Here is a 17,027-nt window from a genome sequence, read left to right as displayed (position 1 = left end):
TGTGCCAGCCTTACAACTCGATCTTGACGGCTTGCGAAGCCCGGGTTGCCTTGGCGCGGGCGGTTTCGATGGATTCGTCGCGGGCCAGGGCCACGCCCAGGCGGCGCTGGCCGTTGACTTCCGGTTTGCCGAACAGGCGCAGGGCGGTGTCCGGTTCGCTCAGGGCGGCGCCGAGGTTGGCGAAAGCGGTCTGGGTCGACTGGCCTTCCACCAGGATCACCGCCGAAGCCGATGGGCCAAACTGGCGGATCAGCGGGATCGGCAGGCCGAGAATGGCGCGGGCGTGCAAGGCGAACTGCGACAGGTCCTGGGAAATCAGCGTCACCAGCCCGGTGTCGTGCGGGCGTGGCGAAACTTCGCTGAACCACACCTGGTCACCCTTGATGAACAGCTCGACGCCAAACAGACCGCGACCACCCAGGGCCTCGGTCACGGCCTTGGCCACGCGCTCGGATTCGGCCAGGGCCACCGGGCTCATGGCTTGCGGCTGCCAGGATTCCTGGTAGTCGCCCTTTTCCTGACGGTGGCCGACTGGCGCGCAGAACGTCGTGCCGCCAACATGGCGCACGGTGAGCAGGGTGATTTCATAATCGAAATCGATAAAGCCTTCGATGATCACCCGGCCTTTGCCGGCACGGCCGCCTTCCTGGGCGTAGTCCCAGGCTTTCTGCACGTCATCAGCACTGCGCAGCAGGCTCTGGCCCTTGCCCGACGAACTCATCACCGGCTTGACCACGCATGGGAAACCCAGGGTCTCCACGGCCTTGCGGTAGTCTTCGACGGTGTCGGCGAAGAAATACGGCGAGGTCGGCAGGCCCAGCTCTTCAGCGGCCAGGCGCCGGATGCCTTCACGGTTCATGGTCAGCTGCGCGGCGCGGGCGGTGGGGATCACGGTGAAACCTTCGGCCTCCAGCTCCACCAGGGTCGCAGTGGCGATGGCTTCGATTTCCGGCACGATGAAATGCGGCTTCTCGGCCTCGATCACCGCGCGCAGGGCGGCGCCGTCGAGCATGTTGATCACATGGCTGCGGTGGGCCACTTGCATGGCCGGCGCGTTGGCGTAGCGATCCACGGCAATCACCTCAACGCCCAGGCGCTGCAGTTCGATTACCACTTCCTTGCCCAGCTCACCGCTGCCACACAACAAAACGCGGGTCGCGGTGGGCGACAATGGAGTTCCGATACGGGTCATCTGAAGGTCCTCAAACAGGAGCGGAGCATCGAGGGTCGCGCGCCGGGCGAGCTTCCCATGGGGAGAAAGCGCGGCATTTTACATGAACCGCAGGGTTTGGCTTCAGGTGGCGACGGCCTGTTTGCGTAAACGCCAGGCCATGATCAGCCAGACGGCCGTGACCCCGGCGAATTTCGAGGCCAGGGCGGTGATCACCACACCCGGTGTCAGGGCGTCGATCAGACCGAAGAAAATAAAGGTGTCCAACGGAATGCTCAGGGCCGAACTGATCCACAGCCGATCATGCAACGGGCGTTTGGTGATGGTGAAGACCAGCCAGTCGATGCACTCGGACACGGCGAATGCCGTGGCGCTGGCCAGAGCGATGGTCGGGTCCGAGGTGACGTAGGACAACACCAGCGCCGCCAGCATCGCCACGATGGCGCCATGGCCGAAGCGGGTCTGCACCATGTCCCGCAGGATAAACACCAGGCCGCCCCAGGCCGACCAGATGATGTCCAAGTGCGGCGCGGCGGAAAATGCGAAGTTGATCAGCACGACGCTGGCGATGTAGGCGATCAGGAAGAGCATGGGGCGGAGTCTCTGGTGGGGTGTCGGGTAAAACTCTCAAGGGCAACGTTAGCCCCGTGGCGAGGGAGCATGCTCCCGCTGGGCCGCGAAGCGGCCCCAAAACCAGGCAACGCGGTGGATCAGGTTGATTGAGTGGCCTTTGAGAGGGGGCTGCTGCGCAGCCCAGCGGGAGCAAGCTCCCTCGCCACGGGTCTTGTGTTCAGCCAGTAGAGGCCAGAACACCGCCTTTCAATCCTCCTCACTCCCCTCCGCCTTCCAATACCCCACAGCCTTCACAAAATCCTGATCCAAGCCTTTCTCCTCCAGCAACACCTTGCGAATCTGCCGTGACAGCTTGCTTTCGGTGGCAACCCAGGCGTACAGCTTGCCCGGCGGGACTTCCAGCTGTTGCACGGTGGTCAACAGGTTGTCCTGGCGACCTTCGCGCAACACCCAGATCACGTGGACCTGCGCCGGACTCTGGAGGATCTGCTGTTCGGCACCGTTTTCCACTTCCACCACCACCAGGGCCCGTCGGTTCGGCGCCAGGCCTTCGAGGCGGCGGGCGATGGCGGGGAGGGCGGTTTCGTCGCCGATCAGCAGGTAGCTGTCGAAGATGTCCGGCACGATCATCGAACCCCGTGGCCCACCGATGTCGAGGTATTGCCCGGGGGCTGCCTGGGATGCCCAAGTCGAGGCAGGGCCGTCACCGTGGAGCACGAAATCGATGTCCATCTCCAGAGTGTCCAGGTCATAGCGGCGCGGGGTGTAGTCGCGCATTTCCGGCAACGTACCCTGGGCCTTGCCGGCGCTGAGGTTGACGCTTTCCAGCGCCGCCCGTTCCTCAGCGTTCTGCGGGAAAAACAGCTTCACGTGATCGTCAGTGCCCAGGCTGACGAACCCGGCCAGTTCCGGCCCACCGACGGTGATGCGGCGCATCCGCGGGGTCAGGTCCTGCACCCGCAAGACTTCCAGGCGACGGCGTTTGACCTCGTGATTGACACGGTGAATGGTGTTTGGATCGACTTCAGTCATGGTGTTGACTCCGAAACGGGTGGACGGTCGGGGCCGTCGATAATGGCTTTGGCGGTGTCGTTGAGCAAGTCGCATACCCGCGTGATTTCTTCCGGGCTCCAGTGGCCAGGATGCTTTTGCAGCGCCTGCCGCAGGTTATACACCGCTTCGTGGATCTCTGCGGGGCGGTCATGGCCGCGCAGCGTGCGCTTGCGTGTTTCTACGCGCCCCAGCACCTCATCCAGCGCCACGGCCTGCTCTTCAAGGGATAGACGTCCGGCGTCGGTCACGCTGTAGCATTTTTTTCCGTCGTCGACGCCACAGGTGACCAACGAGCTCATTTCCAGGAAGGTCAGGGTCGGGTAGATCACGCCGGGGCTGGGGCTGTAGGCACCGTCGAACATATTCTCGATCCGGCGGATCAGGTCATAGCCATGGCAAGGCTGTTCGGCAATCAGCGCCAGCAACAGCAGTTTCAGATCGCCGGGGGCGAACACCCGTGGACCACGGCTGCCACGCTCACGGACTGCCAGGGGCTGTTCGAAACCGTCGTTCCTGGGCAGGGAATAAGTGATTGTCATATGCGTGCTCTCCATTCTGCATAAGATAGAACTGAGATATATCTTTATCCGAAGATATATCTTTGATATTTTTCTGGAACTAAGAAGTATTTTTATTTGCAGGGCTCTTACTTGCTTTCGGAAAAAACCTTACATGAATGCTCTAAATCCGGGGTGACAAGGTTCGGGGTTGCATTCATTTGTAATGATTGAATAGCGTGTAGGCGGGAGATGTGGGTTGTTTCTGACAGCCAAACTTCAGTTTTATATGAATCTGCTTCTTTTTCCCTGTTATGTATGCGCGAAGTACTACACCCTTATGGGAAAGTGCCTGCTTATTTTTAGTTAAAGAGAGCCGATCATGCCCCGGCGTTGAAGGGGCAGGCCAAGTGGTTGTTGGTCTGCAACTTCAACCCTTCTCTTTATGCTAAGAACAGGTGTTAACAACATGCTCAAACAATTCGTATCCGGTACTGCTCTGGTCGCTGCTGCCTTGGGTTCTTCGGCGGCGTTCGCCCTCGACGATGCTCGTTCCTCGATCCACATCACGGCAACATCCCGACCCTGCAGTTCCATGTGCAGCCACGTGACCCGAACTTTGGTAAAGACGAAGTCATGACCTACAACACGGTCAGCGGCACTTTGACCTCCCTGCGCCAGACCTTCGACGTGAAGAACACCAACGGTTCGGTCCACGCCTACATCGAGGGTGGCCCGGCAGCGCTGTACAACGGCCGTGACGCCATCGACCTGACCACCACGTTCAACGGCGTCACCCTGACTGCCCTTCCTCAGGAAGTAGTGGACGATGCAACGTCGACTCCAGGTACCCAGGCTGACATGACCATCATCCCGGCCCGCCCCCTGGATACCCAGAACGGCCTGTACACCGCTGACATGACCGTGATCTTCGACGCCGTGCCGCGCCCGTGATGCCGCTCGATGCCCGGTGAGTTTCACCTCATTGCCTGGGCATTGCCGCAGGCCGTCCGGCGCTCCCCAGCCGGGCGGCCCGCACCTGAAACGCCCTGATCGTTCGCTGATTATGAGAATCCGTTGATGTTTCCGATGCCACCCATCGCGGGTGCCCTCGCGCTATTTCTGTGCGCGAGTGCATTGGCTGCGCCGACTGCCCCCGGTACCACACCCAGAAGCCTGCTAGCCCAGGCCAAGGGTCTGCCGGCTGAGTTTGAATCGCACTTTTTCGATGTGCCTTTGGCGGTTCGAGTTGAGCTCAATCAACAGTACCTCGGCGAAGCCATGGTGGTCTTGACACGGGATGATCGTATTACCCTGCTCGAATTCACCGACACGCAGGACAGCACGCTAAAAACGGTCGAGATCGAGCAATGGGAGCAACATCTCAAGCAAGGACAAAGGCTGGGTGCCTGTGAAGGCAGTTGCCCGTCCGGGCTGCTGGCGGTGCACTACAGTCTTGAAAACTCATTGGTGTCGATCCTGACCAGGGATGTGGAGCGAGCCAACGAAACCAAGCGTTACTACGATCAGCCGGCAGGTGGCAGCCTCGGCCTGATCTTCAACAACCAACTGAATATCAATGGTGGCCAGGAACAGGACACGGGCGGGCGTTATGGCCTCAACGCCAGTTCCAGTATTGGCAACTGGAGCCAGTCAATGGACCTTCAGCTGTCGCGTCTTGGCGGCCCGGACGACAAGCTGTACCACGCCGTCCACGAGCTTTATACCCAACGGGAGATGGAAGGGAATTTTTTCCGCCTGGGTTATTTCACACCCAACTCCGATGGCTTGAACCGTCAGATCCGTTCGTTCGGTGCCAACCCGGACACCGCACTCGGGGTCATGTACGGCAGCTCCGACAGCCTGGTAATGGAAAATCCCAAACCCAGCGTCTACCCCATTTATGTCACCGCCAGCCGCCAGGCTTCGGTGGAGATCTATCGCAACGGCCTGCTGATCAATACCCAGGCGGTCAGCGCCGGCTTGCAGAGCCTGGACACCCGGCCCTTGCCCGGCGGCATCTACGAAGTGGAGGTGCGATTGGTCGAGGACGGGCAAACCACCGCCACCAGCCAGGAGCTGGTCTACAAACCCAATAATTGGAGCAATTCAGAGGACCGCTGGCGCTACAACCTGTTCGCCGGGCGCGAAACCAGGCTTTGGAGCAACTGGGAAGACCAGCCCTCGGGTTTCACCACGGCGGGTTTGGGCTTCAACTATCTGCTGCATCCCCGGGTGATCCTCGGCGCCTCCACGCGCCAGGTGCAGGATAAAGTGCAAGTGGGCACCTCGATTGACTGGACACTGGCCAGCAACACCAGCCTGTACGCCAACGTCTATCAGACCCAGCAGTACGGCACCGGCATGGACGTGCAAGGCCTGTACAGCTATGGCCATGGCAGCGTCGTGGCGAGCCACAACCGCAGTTGGCTGGACACCCGCAACACCTATGAAACCCGGCCGGACGGCACCCGCATCCGCCAACGCAACGTGTTCGTCGGCCAAACCAGCAACTCCTCGTTGTCGGTCAATCATCGCTTGAGCAACAAGACCTCCATCAATGGACGGCTGGCCTACAGCGAAGGCAATGTCCAGGGCACCGGGCTGGACTTGGGCTGGACCCAGCGCGGCAAGCTGGGCGGCAGTGATGCCAACTGGCGGTTGTCGGTATTCGACCGCCCCGGTACGTCGAGCACCGCCGACCGGCGCAACCGCGGCGTCGACCTGAGCATCAGTGTCGCGTTGGGCGGGCCGGGCGAGTACTGGTCGGGCAGCATCGGCACTCGCACATCACGGGACGGGGACCGCGACCATAATGCCTCGGTGACCTATCGCCGGGACCTGCAGGATCACGTCTTGCAAAGTGTTTCCGCCACGGCAATGGCCGACACTTATGGCGTGGGCCTGTCCGGCATTGCCAGTTTCATGACCGATTCGCTGTACGGCGACGGTTTCGTCCAGCGCTCGTCCTATAACGACAACCTCACCGGCGGCTTGAACCTGAGCAGCACCGTGGCCGTGGGCGGCCAGAAAACCGCCTTCACCGGCCTGCCCCAAGGGCGGGGCGCGGGGATGATCGTCGATGTGGAAACCGATCTGGACGGTGTCGCCCTGCGTGCCGACGATTTGACCGGTGGCAGCACGGCGTTGCGCCCGGGCCGCAATTTCATCCCCATCACCGCCTACAAGAACAGCATGGTGACCTTCGACTTCGACGGCGTGCACCCACCGGCGGCGAACATCGAGCCTGCGCGTACCCGTTATCACCTGAACAAAGGCGGCGTGGATTACCGCAAGGTCCACGTGATGAAAACCGTGACCGTGCTCGGGCGCCTGGTGGACGGAGAGGGCGAGCCGCTTCGGGGCCATCACGTGATCAACCACGCCAGTCGCGGCGTCAGCGAGGCGGATGGGTTCTTCTCCATGGAAATGAACGCCAGCTCACCGACCCTGGAAGTGCGCTACGGCAGTGAATTGTTCTGCCGCTTCCGCCTCGACCCGGACAACGCCAACCGCGAAGGCGATGTGTTGATGATCGGTGATTTGCGCTGCACGCCGGACACCCTGGCGGATAACTCATTGGGCGAGGCCGGGAAGGACCGGCAGCGTTCCTGAATCCTGATGTGTCGTGGGGAGCAAGGTTCGCGCCCCGCGTGAAGGTTCTTTCTCCAATTTGCAGGGATTCGCTTTGATGTATGAGGTTGTATAGATGAAACCCTTATCGGTAGCCGTGCGCAGCGTGGTTTCGGTGCTGTTGTTTGCCTCGCTTCTTGCTGGCCCGACAACGGCCAGTGCATTGATCCAGGATATCAGTGCGCGTTTTCGGCCTGATCCGGCGAAACCCACGGAGAACAAGTTCACCAATACCACGCCGGTGAGCGGGTATTGCGCCACGCTCCCACGGGAGTGCGAAATCACTGGCATGTTCAGTATTCGGATGCCCATTACTTTCAATTCGTCCAAAGCTATTGAGGCCAATCACGGAGACAGTCGCCAAGGCGCCATGTTCAAGGTCCCCGCCAATTGGCGTACAGCCACCGTGGTCAACTCGATTACTGGTGAAAGTGAACTGGTTGAAATTCGTGTGTCCGGTATCGGCTCGCAATATCGGCTCAGTGTGAGCCCCGTCGAGCTGGTAGGGGGAGGCACCGTCTACGGGGCTCATGGAGCTCTATGGGGCAGTGCTTGGGTGTATGCTCCGGCGCCCTGCCGCTACAGTGGGGTTTCGATCTACAGCACTTATCAGTACGCTTTTTTTTGGAAGACCCCGCAGGAAAATGCTTGCGCCAAACAGGCTAAATATCGGGTACCCGATATGAGGTACAACTACCTGGATTTTGCCTACGAACTGCGCACGCCCAACCCGTTGAAAATGTCGACCGGACACTACACCGGCACCTTGAGCTATACCGTCGGGCCAGGACAGGACTTCGACCTGGGCGATGTCATGATCCCCAACGACTCGACGATCACACTCAACTTCAATCTCGAAGTCCAACACACCCTCAAAATCGAAATCCCCCCCGGCGGCAACCGCGTCGAATTGGTTCCCCAAGGCGGCTGGCAAGCCTGGCTGAACCAGGGCCAAAAACCAACACAGTTGTTCCGCGATCAACGCTTCCATATCTCGGCCTCCTCACGTTTCAAGATGGGGCTCGAATGCCAATACGTCAGCGGCAATACCTGCGCGATCTCCGAAACCGGCACCGGCCATGCCGTGCCAGTGGACGTCAGCGTGACCCTGCCCGATGGCTTGACCGACGCCGCCGGACAACCGGTCAACCGTCGCCGGCTACTGCGTGACGGCAGTGGCACTGAACTGTTCCAGCCGGGCTTCTATGTCGATCGCCGGCCGGGAATGCTCCACTTCGAAGTTGGCCGCACTCAAGTCGACGCGATGCTGGGCACTGGCGCCAAGGCGTATAGCGGCAACGTCACGGTGATCTGGGATTCGGAAGTTTAAAAAACCTAGCCTGTTCAATGGATGTTTGACCCCCTCACGATTTGCTCGGATGCATGAGGTTGTATAGATGAAACTTTCGAGAAAACTGGCAAGTGGTATGACTGCCGCAGTTTGGCTTGCCTGCTTGCCGGCTGTCGAAGCCGCCACGTTGGACATTACCGCGCAATTCAGAGCCGATAGCGCAAAGCCCCACGAGAATAAGTTCGTCAACACCACCCGAAACAGCGGTTATTGCGAGCAATTCGTCGTGCTGTGCCAGTCGGCCGGGATATTCAGCTTGATATTGGGTACAGGCGCTTCGGGGGGGCCGATCCAGGCCAATCATGAAGATAGCCGGCAAGGTGCGATGCTCAAGGCACCGGCTAACTGGCGTACGGTACAGGTGACCCATACCGGTACAGGCCATACCGAAACGCTTGAATTTCGCGTAGTCGGAATGGGCGGGGCGATCGGGCTGACGCCCAGCCCGGCTGACATCGTCGGCGGCGGCGTGAGTGACGAAACCGCCTATAACATGATCTTCGGCTCGACCTGGTGGCAAGCCCCGGCGCCCTGTGTAAGACAGGGGGCGACCATTTCCCACGCGTGGTTCTTCTGGAGGACTCCGGTTGAAGACGCCTGCGCCAAACCGGCCCGCTACCTGATTCCTCGATTCGAGTACCAGGGCTTGAGCTTTGCCTACGAGCTGCGCACGCCCAATCCTTTGCAAATGGCGGGCGGCCAGTACCGCGGCTCACTGAATCTCGGCATCGGGCCGGGCCAGGATTTTGATTTCGGTGACGTCGTGATCCCCAATGATTCGGCGCTCACGCTCAATTTCACCCTGGATGTCGAGCATGTCCTCAAGGTTGAAATTCCGCCGGGCGGAATTGGAGCCTAGAGAGGGTTGGAAGGCCTGGTTGAGTAACGGTAGCAAACCGACCGTGCTGTTTCGCGATCATCAGTTCCGTATCTCGTCGTCTTCACCTTTCACCATGAGTCTTGAGTGCCGGTACATGGCCGGCACCGAGTGCGGTGTCACGGCGCCGGGTTCCGAAATCTACTACCCGGTGGATGTCGATGTGACGCTGCCCGACGGCTTGACCAATACCAACGGGCAACCGGTCATTCGCCAAACGGTGCCTGTTGGGGCCTTTTCCAATCCTGTTCGATTTCTCCCGGTCAGGTATGTCGATCGCAAGCTCGGAACCCTGCATTTCAAGATCCGCACCAGCAGTGTCGCAGCGATGCTCGATCGCACGCCCGACACCTATACCGGCAGCGTCACGGTGATCTGGGATTCAGAGGTTTGAATGGCGTGCCGTCCGGCAGAGTTCGGTAAGTAGTGATCAGTGAGTTGCGTTTAATACATGAGGTTAAGAGAAGTGATGAAACATCTATTGGCATGGGTTGGGTTTCTTCTGTTTTGCAGCATGGCCCAGGCCGGGCCGCAGATTGGTGTCGGGGTGGTCTACGACTATCTCGACGGCGACAAAAGCACCTACATGAAGCGGGTGTTCAACGGCGGAACGTCCACGGCATTCGTCAAGGTCAACATCCTGGAGATCGTCTACAACGAGGACGGCAGCTACCAGGAATTGCCTTTGGAGAACCAGGCCGGCGCCACCTCCAAGGATGGCCTGATGGCCAGCCCGGCGCGCCTGATCGTGCCGGCCAACGGCATGCAGGGCACTCGGTTGCTGTTCATGGGCAACCGCGACAAGGAGCGGTACTTCCGGGTGCGTTTCGTGCCGGTGGTGCCGGAAGCCGAGGATGAATTCGCCGTCAGCGCCGAGGAACGCGAAGCGTACAAGAAGGAGCGCGTAGCGGCGGGGGTCAAGGTCCTGGCGGGCTATGGCACGGTGTTTTTCGTACGGCCCAAGGACACCCGTTTCGAGACGGTGATCGACGACAGCGCCAATCGCTACCTGATGCGCAACAACGGCAACAGCGTCGTGGTGATCGATGAGTTCAAGGATTGCGACGCAAAGACGGAAAGCGACTGCCGACCGACGACCAAGCACCACGTTATGGCCGGTCGCACGTTTTCCTTCGACAAGGAGTCGGGGCGTGAATACCGCTTCACGCTGATCGAGGGCGGCAAGAGCCAAGCCGTCGAGATCAAGGGTTGACGGTTATCGTCGCCGAACCGTCGCAGACGCCACAGGTAATCAATATGTCCAAGACACTGCTACGCCCTCTTGCGTTGACCGCGCTGATGTTGCCCTGGGTTTCGGCCTGGGGAGCGGTCGAGCGGGAAACCTTCGAACTCCACGTAACCATTCCGACGGTCGATTTTTTTGTGCTGCCCCTCGACCCGCAACTGGTCCAGCGTGAGCAACGCTTGCCTTTCAGCTCCATCACCGGCGAGCTCAGTTCGCTGCGGGCGACGTATGAAGTGAAGAACACCACCGGCGCCATCGGTGCGCGCCTGGCCGAGGAGGCTTATCTGTCCAATGGCCGTGAGCGGATCGACTTGAGGGTGAAGTTCAACAATGTCGAACTGACCCTGGACTCGACCCAGGTCGTGACGGCCCTCGAGGCCAGGCCCGGACGCCAGGTGCCCCTGGAAATCGCCGCGATCAAGCCCGGTGACGGATACAGCTCGGGTGATTACTACGGCACGGTGCATATGGTGTTCGATGCGGTTGCGCCGTGACCCCCGCGGGTCAGCCTACCCGAAGGCGTCAGGACCACGAATCTCCTGTGGCGAGGGAGCTTGCTCCCGCTCGGCTGCGCAGCAGCCGCAAAGATGGCAAGTCAGAGATTTCCAGCTGGTTGAAAAAGCGGGGGCGGCTTCGCCACCCAGCGGGAGCAAGCTCCCTCGCCACGGGGGAGTTTGCGTTTCGTTTTATTACTCAGAAGAGGTGTCAATCGATGTTAAAAAAAGTGGTGCCCGTAACAGCCTTGGTTGTTGCAGTCCTGAGTCCTTCATGGGCATTGGCGGCGGATGATGCACGCACATCCATCCACATCACGGCGAATATTCCGAACAAGCAGTTCCATGTGCAGCCACGCAATCCGGATTTCGGCAGGGACGAGGTCATGCATTACAACCCCGCGAATAACTCCCTGAGTTCCGTACGCCAGACCTTCGACGTGAAGAACACCGACGGCTCGATCCATGCCTACATTCAAGAGGGCAGGGCCTATCTGAACAATGGCAGGGATCACATTCCCCTGAGCGTTACGTTCAACGGCGTTTATCTCGACGGCATGCCTCAAGAAGTCGTCGATGATGCCTCGTCCACACCAGGCACCCAGGCCGAGATGTTGATCCGTCCGAATGCCATGTCGGTCGAACGCCACCCGGGCTTATACACCGGTCAATTCACTGTGATTTACGACGCAGTTCCTCGGTTTGCGGCCCTGTAGTTCGCGGTGCCGCGGGAAGTTTTCAATTCGTTTTTATTACTCAAAAGAAGAACAAGTATGTTGAACAAAATCGTGTCAGTAACGGCTTTGGTCGTTGCGACCCTGAGCCCTTCGTTTGTGTTGGCGGCAGATGATGCACTCGCATCGATCCATATCACCGCGAACATTCCGAATAAGCAATTTCATGTGATGCCACGGGATCCGGAGTTTGGTAAGAACGAGGTGATGCATTTCAATCCTGTGACTAGCGCGTTGTCGCCGGTGCGCCAGCTCTTTGATGTGAAGAACACCGACGGTTCGGTCCACGCCTACATTGATAGGCGACCCGATCTGTTCAACGGCTGTAACTCGATCCCCATTGCTGTTGTGTTTAACAACGTTTATCTGAACACCTGGCCGAAGGAAGTGGTTGATGACGTAACGTCCACGCCAGGTATGACGGCAGAGTTGCACATCTCCACGGCGTTTCCGATTAATCCCCAGGAACAGACTGGTTTGTACACCGGGCAATTCACCGTGATCTTCGACGCAGTCCCTCGGGTTAGCCTGTAACTCACCGTGCCACGGGGAGTCTCCACTTCGTTTTATTAATCAGAAGGAAAGAAATATGTTAAACAAAATCGTGTCCGTAACGGCCCTTGTTGTTGCAGCCCTGAGCCCTACGTTGGTATTGGCCGCTGATGATGCCCGCGCACCGATCCATATCACCGCGAACATTCCGAACAAGCAATTTCATGTGCAGCCACGCAATCCGGATTTTGGTAAAGATGAGTACATGTATTACAACACTGTCACCTACGACTTGAGCTCCATACGCCAGACCTTTGATGTGAAGAATACCGATGGCTCGGTTCATGCCTACATTGAGGGGGACTCTTTTTTGTCTAATGGTAGTGTGCGCATACCTCTGCGTGTCTTTTTCAACGACGTATTCTTGAACGAGTTGCCTCAAGAAGTAGTAGATGACGCCACATCCACGCCAGGGACCCAGGTGGAGATGTTCATCCATGCGAGTCATTGGCCCATCCCTCGCACGCCTGGCCTGTACACCGGGAACTTCACTGTCATCTTCGATGCGGTACCCCGTGTAACCCTCTGACTTTGTGTGGCGAGGGAGCTTGCTCCCGCTGGGCTGCGAAGCAGCCCCCTCAAGGGCCACTCAATCCCCCTGATCCACCGCGTCGCCAGGTTTCAGGGCCGCTACGCGCCCCAGCGGGAGCAAGCTCCCTCGCCACATGTGTCTGCCCCTCTCACTGCTGGAACTCATTGCCGAGCCACCAACGGCTTGCACTGGGTCTGGCTACCCGGCTGCAAGTAGGGCGACAGAAACGGCGCCATGCCCTTGAGCACCTGCACCGGCAAGGCCGAGGTGAACTTGAAGTTCTGCGCCGAAGCCCCCGGGACAAAGGCGGTGAGGGTGCCGAAATGGCTGTCGCCGATGTAGAACACGAAGGTGGCGGTGCGGTTGATCGATTTGGAACTGATCACTCTCCCACCCGAGCCGACGGCTTCGATGCGGTTGTCGCCGGTGCCGGTCTTGCCGCCCATGGCCAGCGGTGTACCGTCGGCCAGCTTGAAACTGCCGGCCACCCGTTTCGCGGTGCCGGCATCGACCACCTGGGACAGCGCGCCGCGTAAGGCCTGGGCCACTTCCACCGGCATCACTCGCTTGCCTTTATCCGGATCGTTGACCAGCCGCGTCTCATAGGGCGTATTGACGGCAAAGTCCAGGCTGTCGACGCGCAGCGCCGGTTGGCGGATGCCGTCGTTGAGGATGGTGCCCACCAGCTCCGCGAGTGCAGCGGGGCGGTCGCCCGAGCTGCCGATGGCGGTGGCGAGCGACGGCACCAGGTGATCGAACGGGTAGCCGACTTTCTGCCAGCGCTGGTGGATATCCAGGAACGCTTCGATCTCCAGCATGGTGCGGATGCGGCTGTCGCGGGCGCTCTTGTGCCGACTCTTGAACAGCCAGCTATAGACCTCCTGGCGCTCGAACTCGCTGGCCTTGACGATCTGGCTGAACTTGGCGTCGGGGTGGTTCAGCAGGTAACCCATCAGCCACAGGTCCAGCGGGTGGACCTTGGCGATGAAGCCTTGGTCGGGCAGGTCATAGGCGCCGGGGCCGTAGCTCTGGTAGAGCCGTTCCAGGCGTTCGTCGGTGAGTTTTTCGGCGCTCTTGGCCGACTTGAGGTGCGAGCGCACGAAGCGGTTGAAGCTTTCCTGGCTGTCGTTGGGAAAGAAGTACCGGTGCACGGCGGCCAGGCGGATCGCCGTGGGGTGCATGCTGTCGAGGAAGGTTTCGAGACGCTGACCCGTGTCTTTTTTCTGGTATTTCTTCCAGAACTTGAGCAGGAACGAGGTGCCTTCGCGGTCGGCGAATTGGGCCAGGTATTCCTGGCGGCGCGGGTCCTTGTCGTCCTTGAGCAATTCGGCGCTGTTGCTCGGGCCAGCGTAGGTGGCGTAGCGCACCAGGTCGCGCATCAGGCGGATGAACGGCAGGTTGATCGACTCGCGCAGGGAGTCGCGCAAGGTCGGGATGCGGCCGTTGTCCTCGTTGCGGAAGTTGTGGAAGGTGTGCAGCCCGCCACCGGTGAAGAACGCCTCGCCGGGGCTGGCGGAATAGGTACGGTCCAGGGCAGCTTCGAGCATTTTCGGCAGGCTGCGGTCGGTGTTCTGGATCAGGTAGTCGACGGCCCAGCGGGAGAGGCGGTCCTGGTCGGAAATGTCGGTTTTCTTCAACGCCGCCGGAGTTTGCTGGGCATAGCGATCATGCAGTTCGGCAATGATCTGCAGGTACGTGGTGAGGACCCGCAACTTGGCGGTGGAGCCCAGTTCCAGTTTGCTGCCTTCGTTGATGTCGAAGGGCTGGTCGGTGCTGTCGGTTTGCACCCGAACTCGCGAGCCGTCGGGGGTCAGTTCCAGCAGGGTGAAGCTGTAGCGCACCTGGGTGGTGCTGGTGGGGGTCAGCAAGCGTTCGCCCATCAGGCCGATCTCGGCAGCGAAGGCCGGGTCGGCCAAACGCTTGAGGTACTCGGTGGCCTGGGCCTGCAAGTCACTTTGCAGGGTGCTGGTGGCGGAAAGATCCAGGCGATCGAGGTCGTACAGCGGGCGGTTGAGCAGGTTGGCGAGACGACTGCGGGCGGCGCTGATGCCTTTGTTGGTTTCGTTGGGCTGCACGGTCGGGTCCTGGACCCAGTCGCGATAACTGACCTTGCTGGCCAGGGTAGCCTCGGCCAGGGGCGCATCGATGACGCCGTTTTGCGCCAGCAATCGGACGTGGCTGTCGGTCAGGCGCGCCAGTTCGTCACGGCCCTTGGACAGGAAGTGAGAAGGGCGCCGCTGAGCGATCATCAATGACAGCATTTCCCGCAGGGCCAGGCCCTTCTCCGCCAGGCTCCGGGGATCGGTCGCGGTGCTGGCCAGGCGTTCATTGGCCCGGTTGAAATCGGCGCCGTACCAGACCCGCAAGCCTTCAGCCATGCCATGGACTTCACCATGCCCCGGCACGGCGGAGAGCGGCACGCTGTTGAGGTAGTCGCGCACGACCCGCTGCCGAGCCTCGAGGGTTTGCGGACCGGCCTGGTAGGCGCGCACGCTGGCGGAGATCATCTGGCGGATTTTCTCCGCGCCCGACACGGTGAGGCCTTCGGGGGAATGGCGGTATTTTTCCAGTTGCGTCGCCAGTGTGCTGCCCCCGGCGGACTGGCCCGGCAAACTCAACAGCTTGGCCACTTGCGACCAGGCCGCCATGCCAAAACGCGGCCAGTCCACCGCCGGGTTGGCCTGGGGGTGCTTGGGGTCGAGCAGAAAGCGGTTTTCGATAAACAGCAGGCTTTGCACCACTACGGGCGGGATCGCGTCGAAACTCGCATACAGCTGCTGCGGGTACTTGAACTGATACACCGGCGCGGCGCGGCAGTCGGTGATGGTCAGACCGGCCTGGATCTTTTCCGCGTAGGGCACGAACAGGCCTTTTTCGACGTAATCCATCAAGGCCGGCGAGAAACGCGCCTGGGCCTGGATCACGTAGTCGCGCTTGAGCAGACGCGGCAGGAATTCCCCCAGGGCGCTGTAGCCCAACCGCCGGTCGAACGGGCCTGCGCCGGGATAGACGATGGCATCGCTGGGGCCCGGTTGCACTGAATAGCCCAGGGACGCGGCGTACTTGCTGAGCTCCTCGGCCTGAAACCGCGACGTGCGCATTTCCTTGGCCACCGCCAGGCCGACCACCACGACGATAATCAGCAACAACAACCAGAACGCCCGCCAGCCATGCCGTGCGCGGCGAGTTTTTTGGGGTAAAGGTGCTTCTTCCATACGTTCAGTCGGGACCATAGGTTTATTCGGATCGGTTTGCCATAAAGCGCCCATAGTCGACTGATCCATTCACGCAGATTGATCGGACTTGCTTGAAGCTTAGACGGTGGTTGGCGTGGGGGAGGGGAAATTGTGGGCTGATGTCATTGCCGGTCTGGCTGACGGATTAGCTGATTGGCTGACTGATCATCTGGCTGACTAGCTTCTATGGCGAGGGAGCTTGCTCCCGCTCGGCTGCGCAGCAGACGCAAAAATGGCAGCCGAAAAATTTCCAACGGATGGGAAAAGCGGGGGCGGCTGCGCCACCCAGCGGGAGCAAGCTCCCTCGCCACAGGTGCCCGGTGGCTTCAAGAGTGGGGGGCGTCAGCCTTGGCTCAAAAAACGATTAGATCCATGCAGTATCCCAATGCGGGTAGTCGCCAATATGCTCCACCAGCCCAGCGCGAATAGGATTGGCGGTGATGTAGTCGGCAGCGGGGCGAAGGGATTGGTTATCGCGGATCGCGCAGTCATGGAAGCCGCTTTGCCAAAAGGCGCCGTTTCTGTTCATGGCTCGATTGATTGTAAGAGTGCTGCGGGATTTGATCGTCTGCATTACCTGAGAGAGTTGGGCTTGTTCCAGTTGCACTAACCAATGCAGATGGTCTGGCATCACAACCCAGGCGAGCGAATTAACCAAGCCTCGCTCATGAGCCAGACGCATTTCTGCAATCAGTAAGCGACCCAGTCGCAGGTCCTTGAAAATAGGCGCCCGTTGGTGTGTGACCGTAGTGACGAGATAACCTCGTCCACGTTCCGAAGAGCGGCCATGACGCAGGCGATGAGAGTTTGGACGTAGAGGACGCATTCCTTGGCTTCCTGTGGTTGGGGGTACCCACTTACGGTAGCTCCGCCCTCGACAATCCGACGCGGTGATGATTGAACGAATTTTCTGAAAACGATGTAGTACCCGTGGCGAGGGAGCTTGCTCCCGCTGGGTGGCGAAGCCGCCCCCGCTTTTCCCACCCGTTGAAATCATCGGCCTGCCATCGTTGCGTCTGCTGCGCAGCCGAGCGGGAACAAACTCCCTCGCCGCAGGTTCAGTGATGTCCGAAAGCCT

Annotated in this window: 15 protein-coding genes and 1 pseudogene; 10 read left to right on the top strand and 6 right to left on the bottom strand. The window is 60.0% G+C overall.

Annotated features, from left to right (window positions below; all coding sequences use genetic code 11):
* Positions 1-10: 10 nt before the first annotated feature.
* The 4 genes from purT to QNH97_RS22960 all read right to left on the bottom strand — a co-directional run bounded on the left by purT (position 11) and on the right by QNH97_RS22960 (position 3,336).
* The gene (purT, locus tag QNH97_RS22975; protein ID WP_092456414.1) at positions 11-1,192 is read right to left on the bottom strand and encodes a formate-dependent phosphoribosylglycinamide formyltransferase; all 1,182 of its coding nucleotides are present in this window, start codon (positions 1,190-1,192) and stop codon (positions 11-13) included.
* A gap of 102 nt (positions 1,193-1,294) precedes the next feature.
* Positions 1,295-1,762, bottom strand: a complete 468-nt coding sequence (locus tag QNH97_RS22970; protein WP_283554044.1) for a preQ0 transporter — start codon at positions 1,760-1,762, stop codon at positions 1,295-1,297.
* A gap of 228 nt (positions 1,763-1,990) precedes the next feature.
* Positions 1,991-2,776 carry a siderophore-interacting protein gene (locus QNH97_RS22965; protein WP_283554043.1) on the bottom strand — a complete coding sequence of 262 codons (786 nt, stop codon included), beginning with the start codon at positions 2,774-2,776 and terminating at the stop codon, positions 1,991-1,993.
* Entirely contained in the window at positions 2,773-3,336 is a 564-nt protein-coding gene (locus QNH97_RS22960) for a PadR family transcriptional regulator (protein ID WP_283554042.1), read from the bottom strand. The genes QNH97_RS22965 and QNH97_RS22960 overlap by 4 nt, the downstream gene beginning before the upstream one ends.
* Positions 3,337-3,763: 427 nt before the next feature.
* On the opposite strand from QNH97_RS22960, the pseudogene QNH97_RS22955 reads away from it, so the two are divergent.
* From QNH97_RS22955 to QNH97_RS22910, 10 genes and pseudogenes are all read left to right on the top strand, one after another.
* Positions 3,764-4,248 (top strand): annotated as a pseudogene (locus QNH97_RS22955) (CS1 type fimbrial major subunit).
* 126 nt (positions 4,249-4,374) lie between these two features.
* On the top strand, positions 4,375-6,909 hold the full coding sequence (locus QNH97_RS22950) for a CS1-pili formation C-terminal domain-containing protein (protein WP_283554041.1): 2,535 nt from the start codon (positions 4,375-4,377) through the stop codon (positions 6,907-6,909).
* A 94-nt stretch (positions 6,910-7,003) separates the two neighbouring features.
* Positions 7,004-8,257, top strand: a complete 1,254-nt coding sequence (locus tag QNH97_RS22945) for a hypothetical protein (RefSeq protein WP_283554040.1) — start codon at positions 7,004-7,006, stop codon at positions 8,255-8,257.
* Positions 8,258-8,324: 67 nt separating this feature from the next.
* Positions 8,325-9,137 (top strand): hypothetical protein, encoded by an 813-nt coding sequence (locus QNH97_RS22940; RefSeq protein ID WP_283554039.1) that lies wholly within the window; start codon positions 8,325-8,327, stop codon positions 9,135-9,137.
* Complete coding sequence (locus QNH97_RS22935) at positions 9,094-9,549, top strand: hypothetical protein (protein ID WP_283554038.1); 456 nt, start codon at positions 9,094-9,096, stop codon at positions 9,547-9,549. Before QNH97_RS22940 ends, QNH97_RS22935 begins: the two co-directional genes overlap by 44 nt.
* A 75-nt stretch (positions 9,550-9,624) precedes the next feature.
* Complete coding sequence (locus QNH97_RS22930) at positions 9,625-10,368, top strand: molecular chaperone (RefSeq protein ID WP_283554037.1); 744 nt, start codon at positions 9,625-9,627, stop codon at positions 10,366-10,368.
* Positions 10,369-10,412: 44 nt separating this feature from the next.
* Positions 10,413-10,895: a CS1 type fimbrial major subunit gene (locus QNH97_RS22925; protein ID WP_283554036.1), complete on the top strand. Its 483-nt coding sequence runs from the start codon at positions 10,413-10,415 to the stop codon at positions 10,893-10,895.
* Between the two features lie 218 nt (positions 10,896-11,113).
* Positions 11,114-11,611 (top strand): CS1 type fimbrial major subunit, encoded by a 498-nt coding sequence (locus QNH97_RS22920; RefSeq protein ID WP_283554035.1) that lies wholly within the window; start codon positions 11,114-11,116, stop codon positions 11,609-11,611.
* A gap of 57 nt (positions 11,612-11,668) precedes the next feature.
* The gene (locus QNH97_RS22915) at positions 11,669-12,163 is read left to right on the top strand and encodes a CS1 type fimbrial major subunit (RefSeq protein ID WP_283554034.1); all 495 of its coding nucleotides are present in this window, start codon (positions 11,669-11,671) and stop codon (positions 12,161-12,163) included.
* Between the two features lie 55 nt (positions 12,164-12,218).
* Positions 12,219-12,710 carry a CS1 type fimbrial major subunit gene (locus QNH97_RS22910; protein WP_283554033.1) on the top strand — a complete coding sequence of 164 codons (492 nt, stop codon included), beginning with the start codon at positions 12,219-12,221 and terminating at the stop codon, positions 12,708-12,710.
* Positions 12,711-12,874: 164 nt separating this feature from the next.
* On the opposite strand, the gene QNH97_RS22905 is transcribed toward QNH97_RS22910, so the two are convergent.
* Complete coding sequence (locus QNH97_RS22905) at positions 12,875-15,982, bottom strand: transglycosylase domain-containing protein (protein WP_283554032.1); 3,108 nt, start codon at positions 15,980-15,982, stop codon at positions 12,875-12,877.
* Positions 15,983-16,313: 331 nt separating this feature from the next.
* Positions 16,314-16,775: an REP-associated tyrosine transposase gene (locus QNH97_RS22900; protein ID WP_283554031.1), complete on the bottom strand. Its 462-nt coding sequence runs from the start codon at positions 16,773-16,775 to the stop codon at positions 16,314-16,316.
* Positions 16,776-17,027: the final 252 nt, after the last annotated feature.

Source organism: Pseudomonas sp. G2-4, assembly GCF_030064125.1.
In the GTDB taxonomy this organism is placed as follows: Bacteria; Pseudomonadota; Gammaproteobacteria; order Pseudomonadales; family Pseudomonadaceae; genus Aquipseudomonas.
The sequence above is the reverse complement of the archived record's forward strand: the minus strand, read 5'-3'. Positions and strand labels throughout refer to the sequence as shown.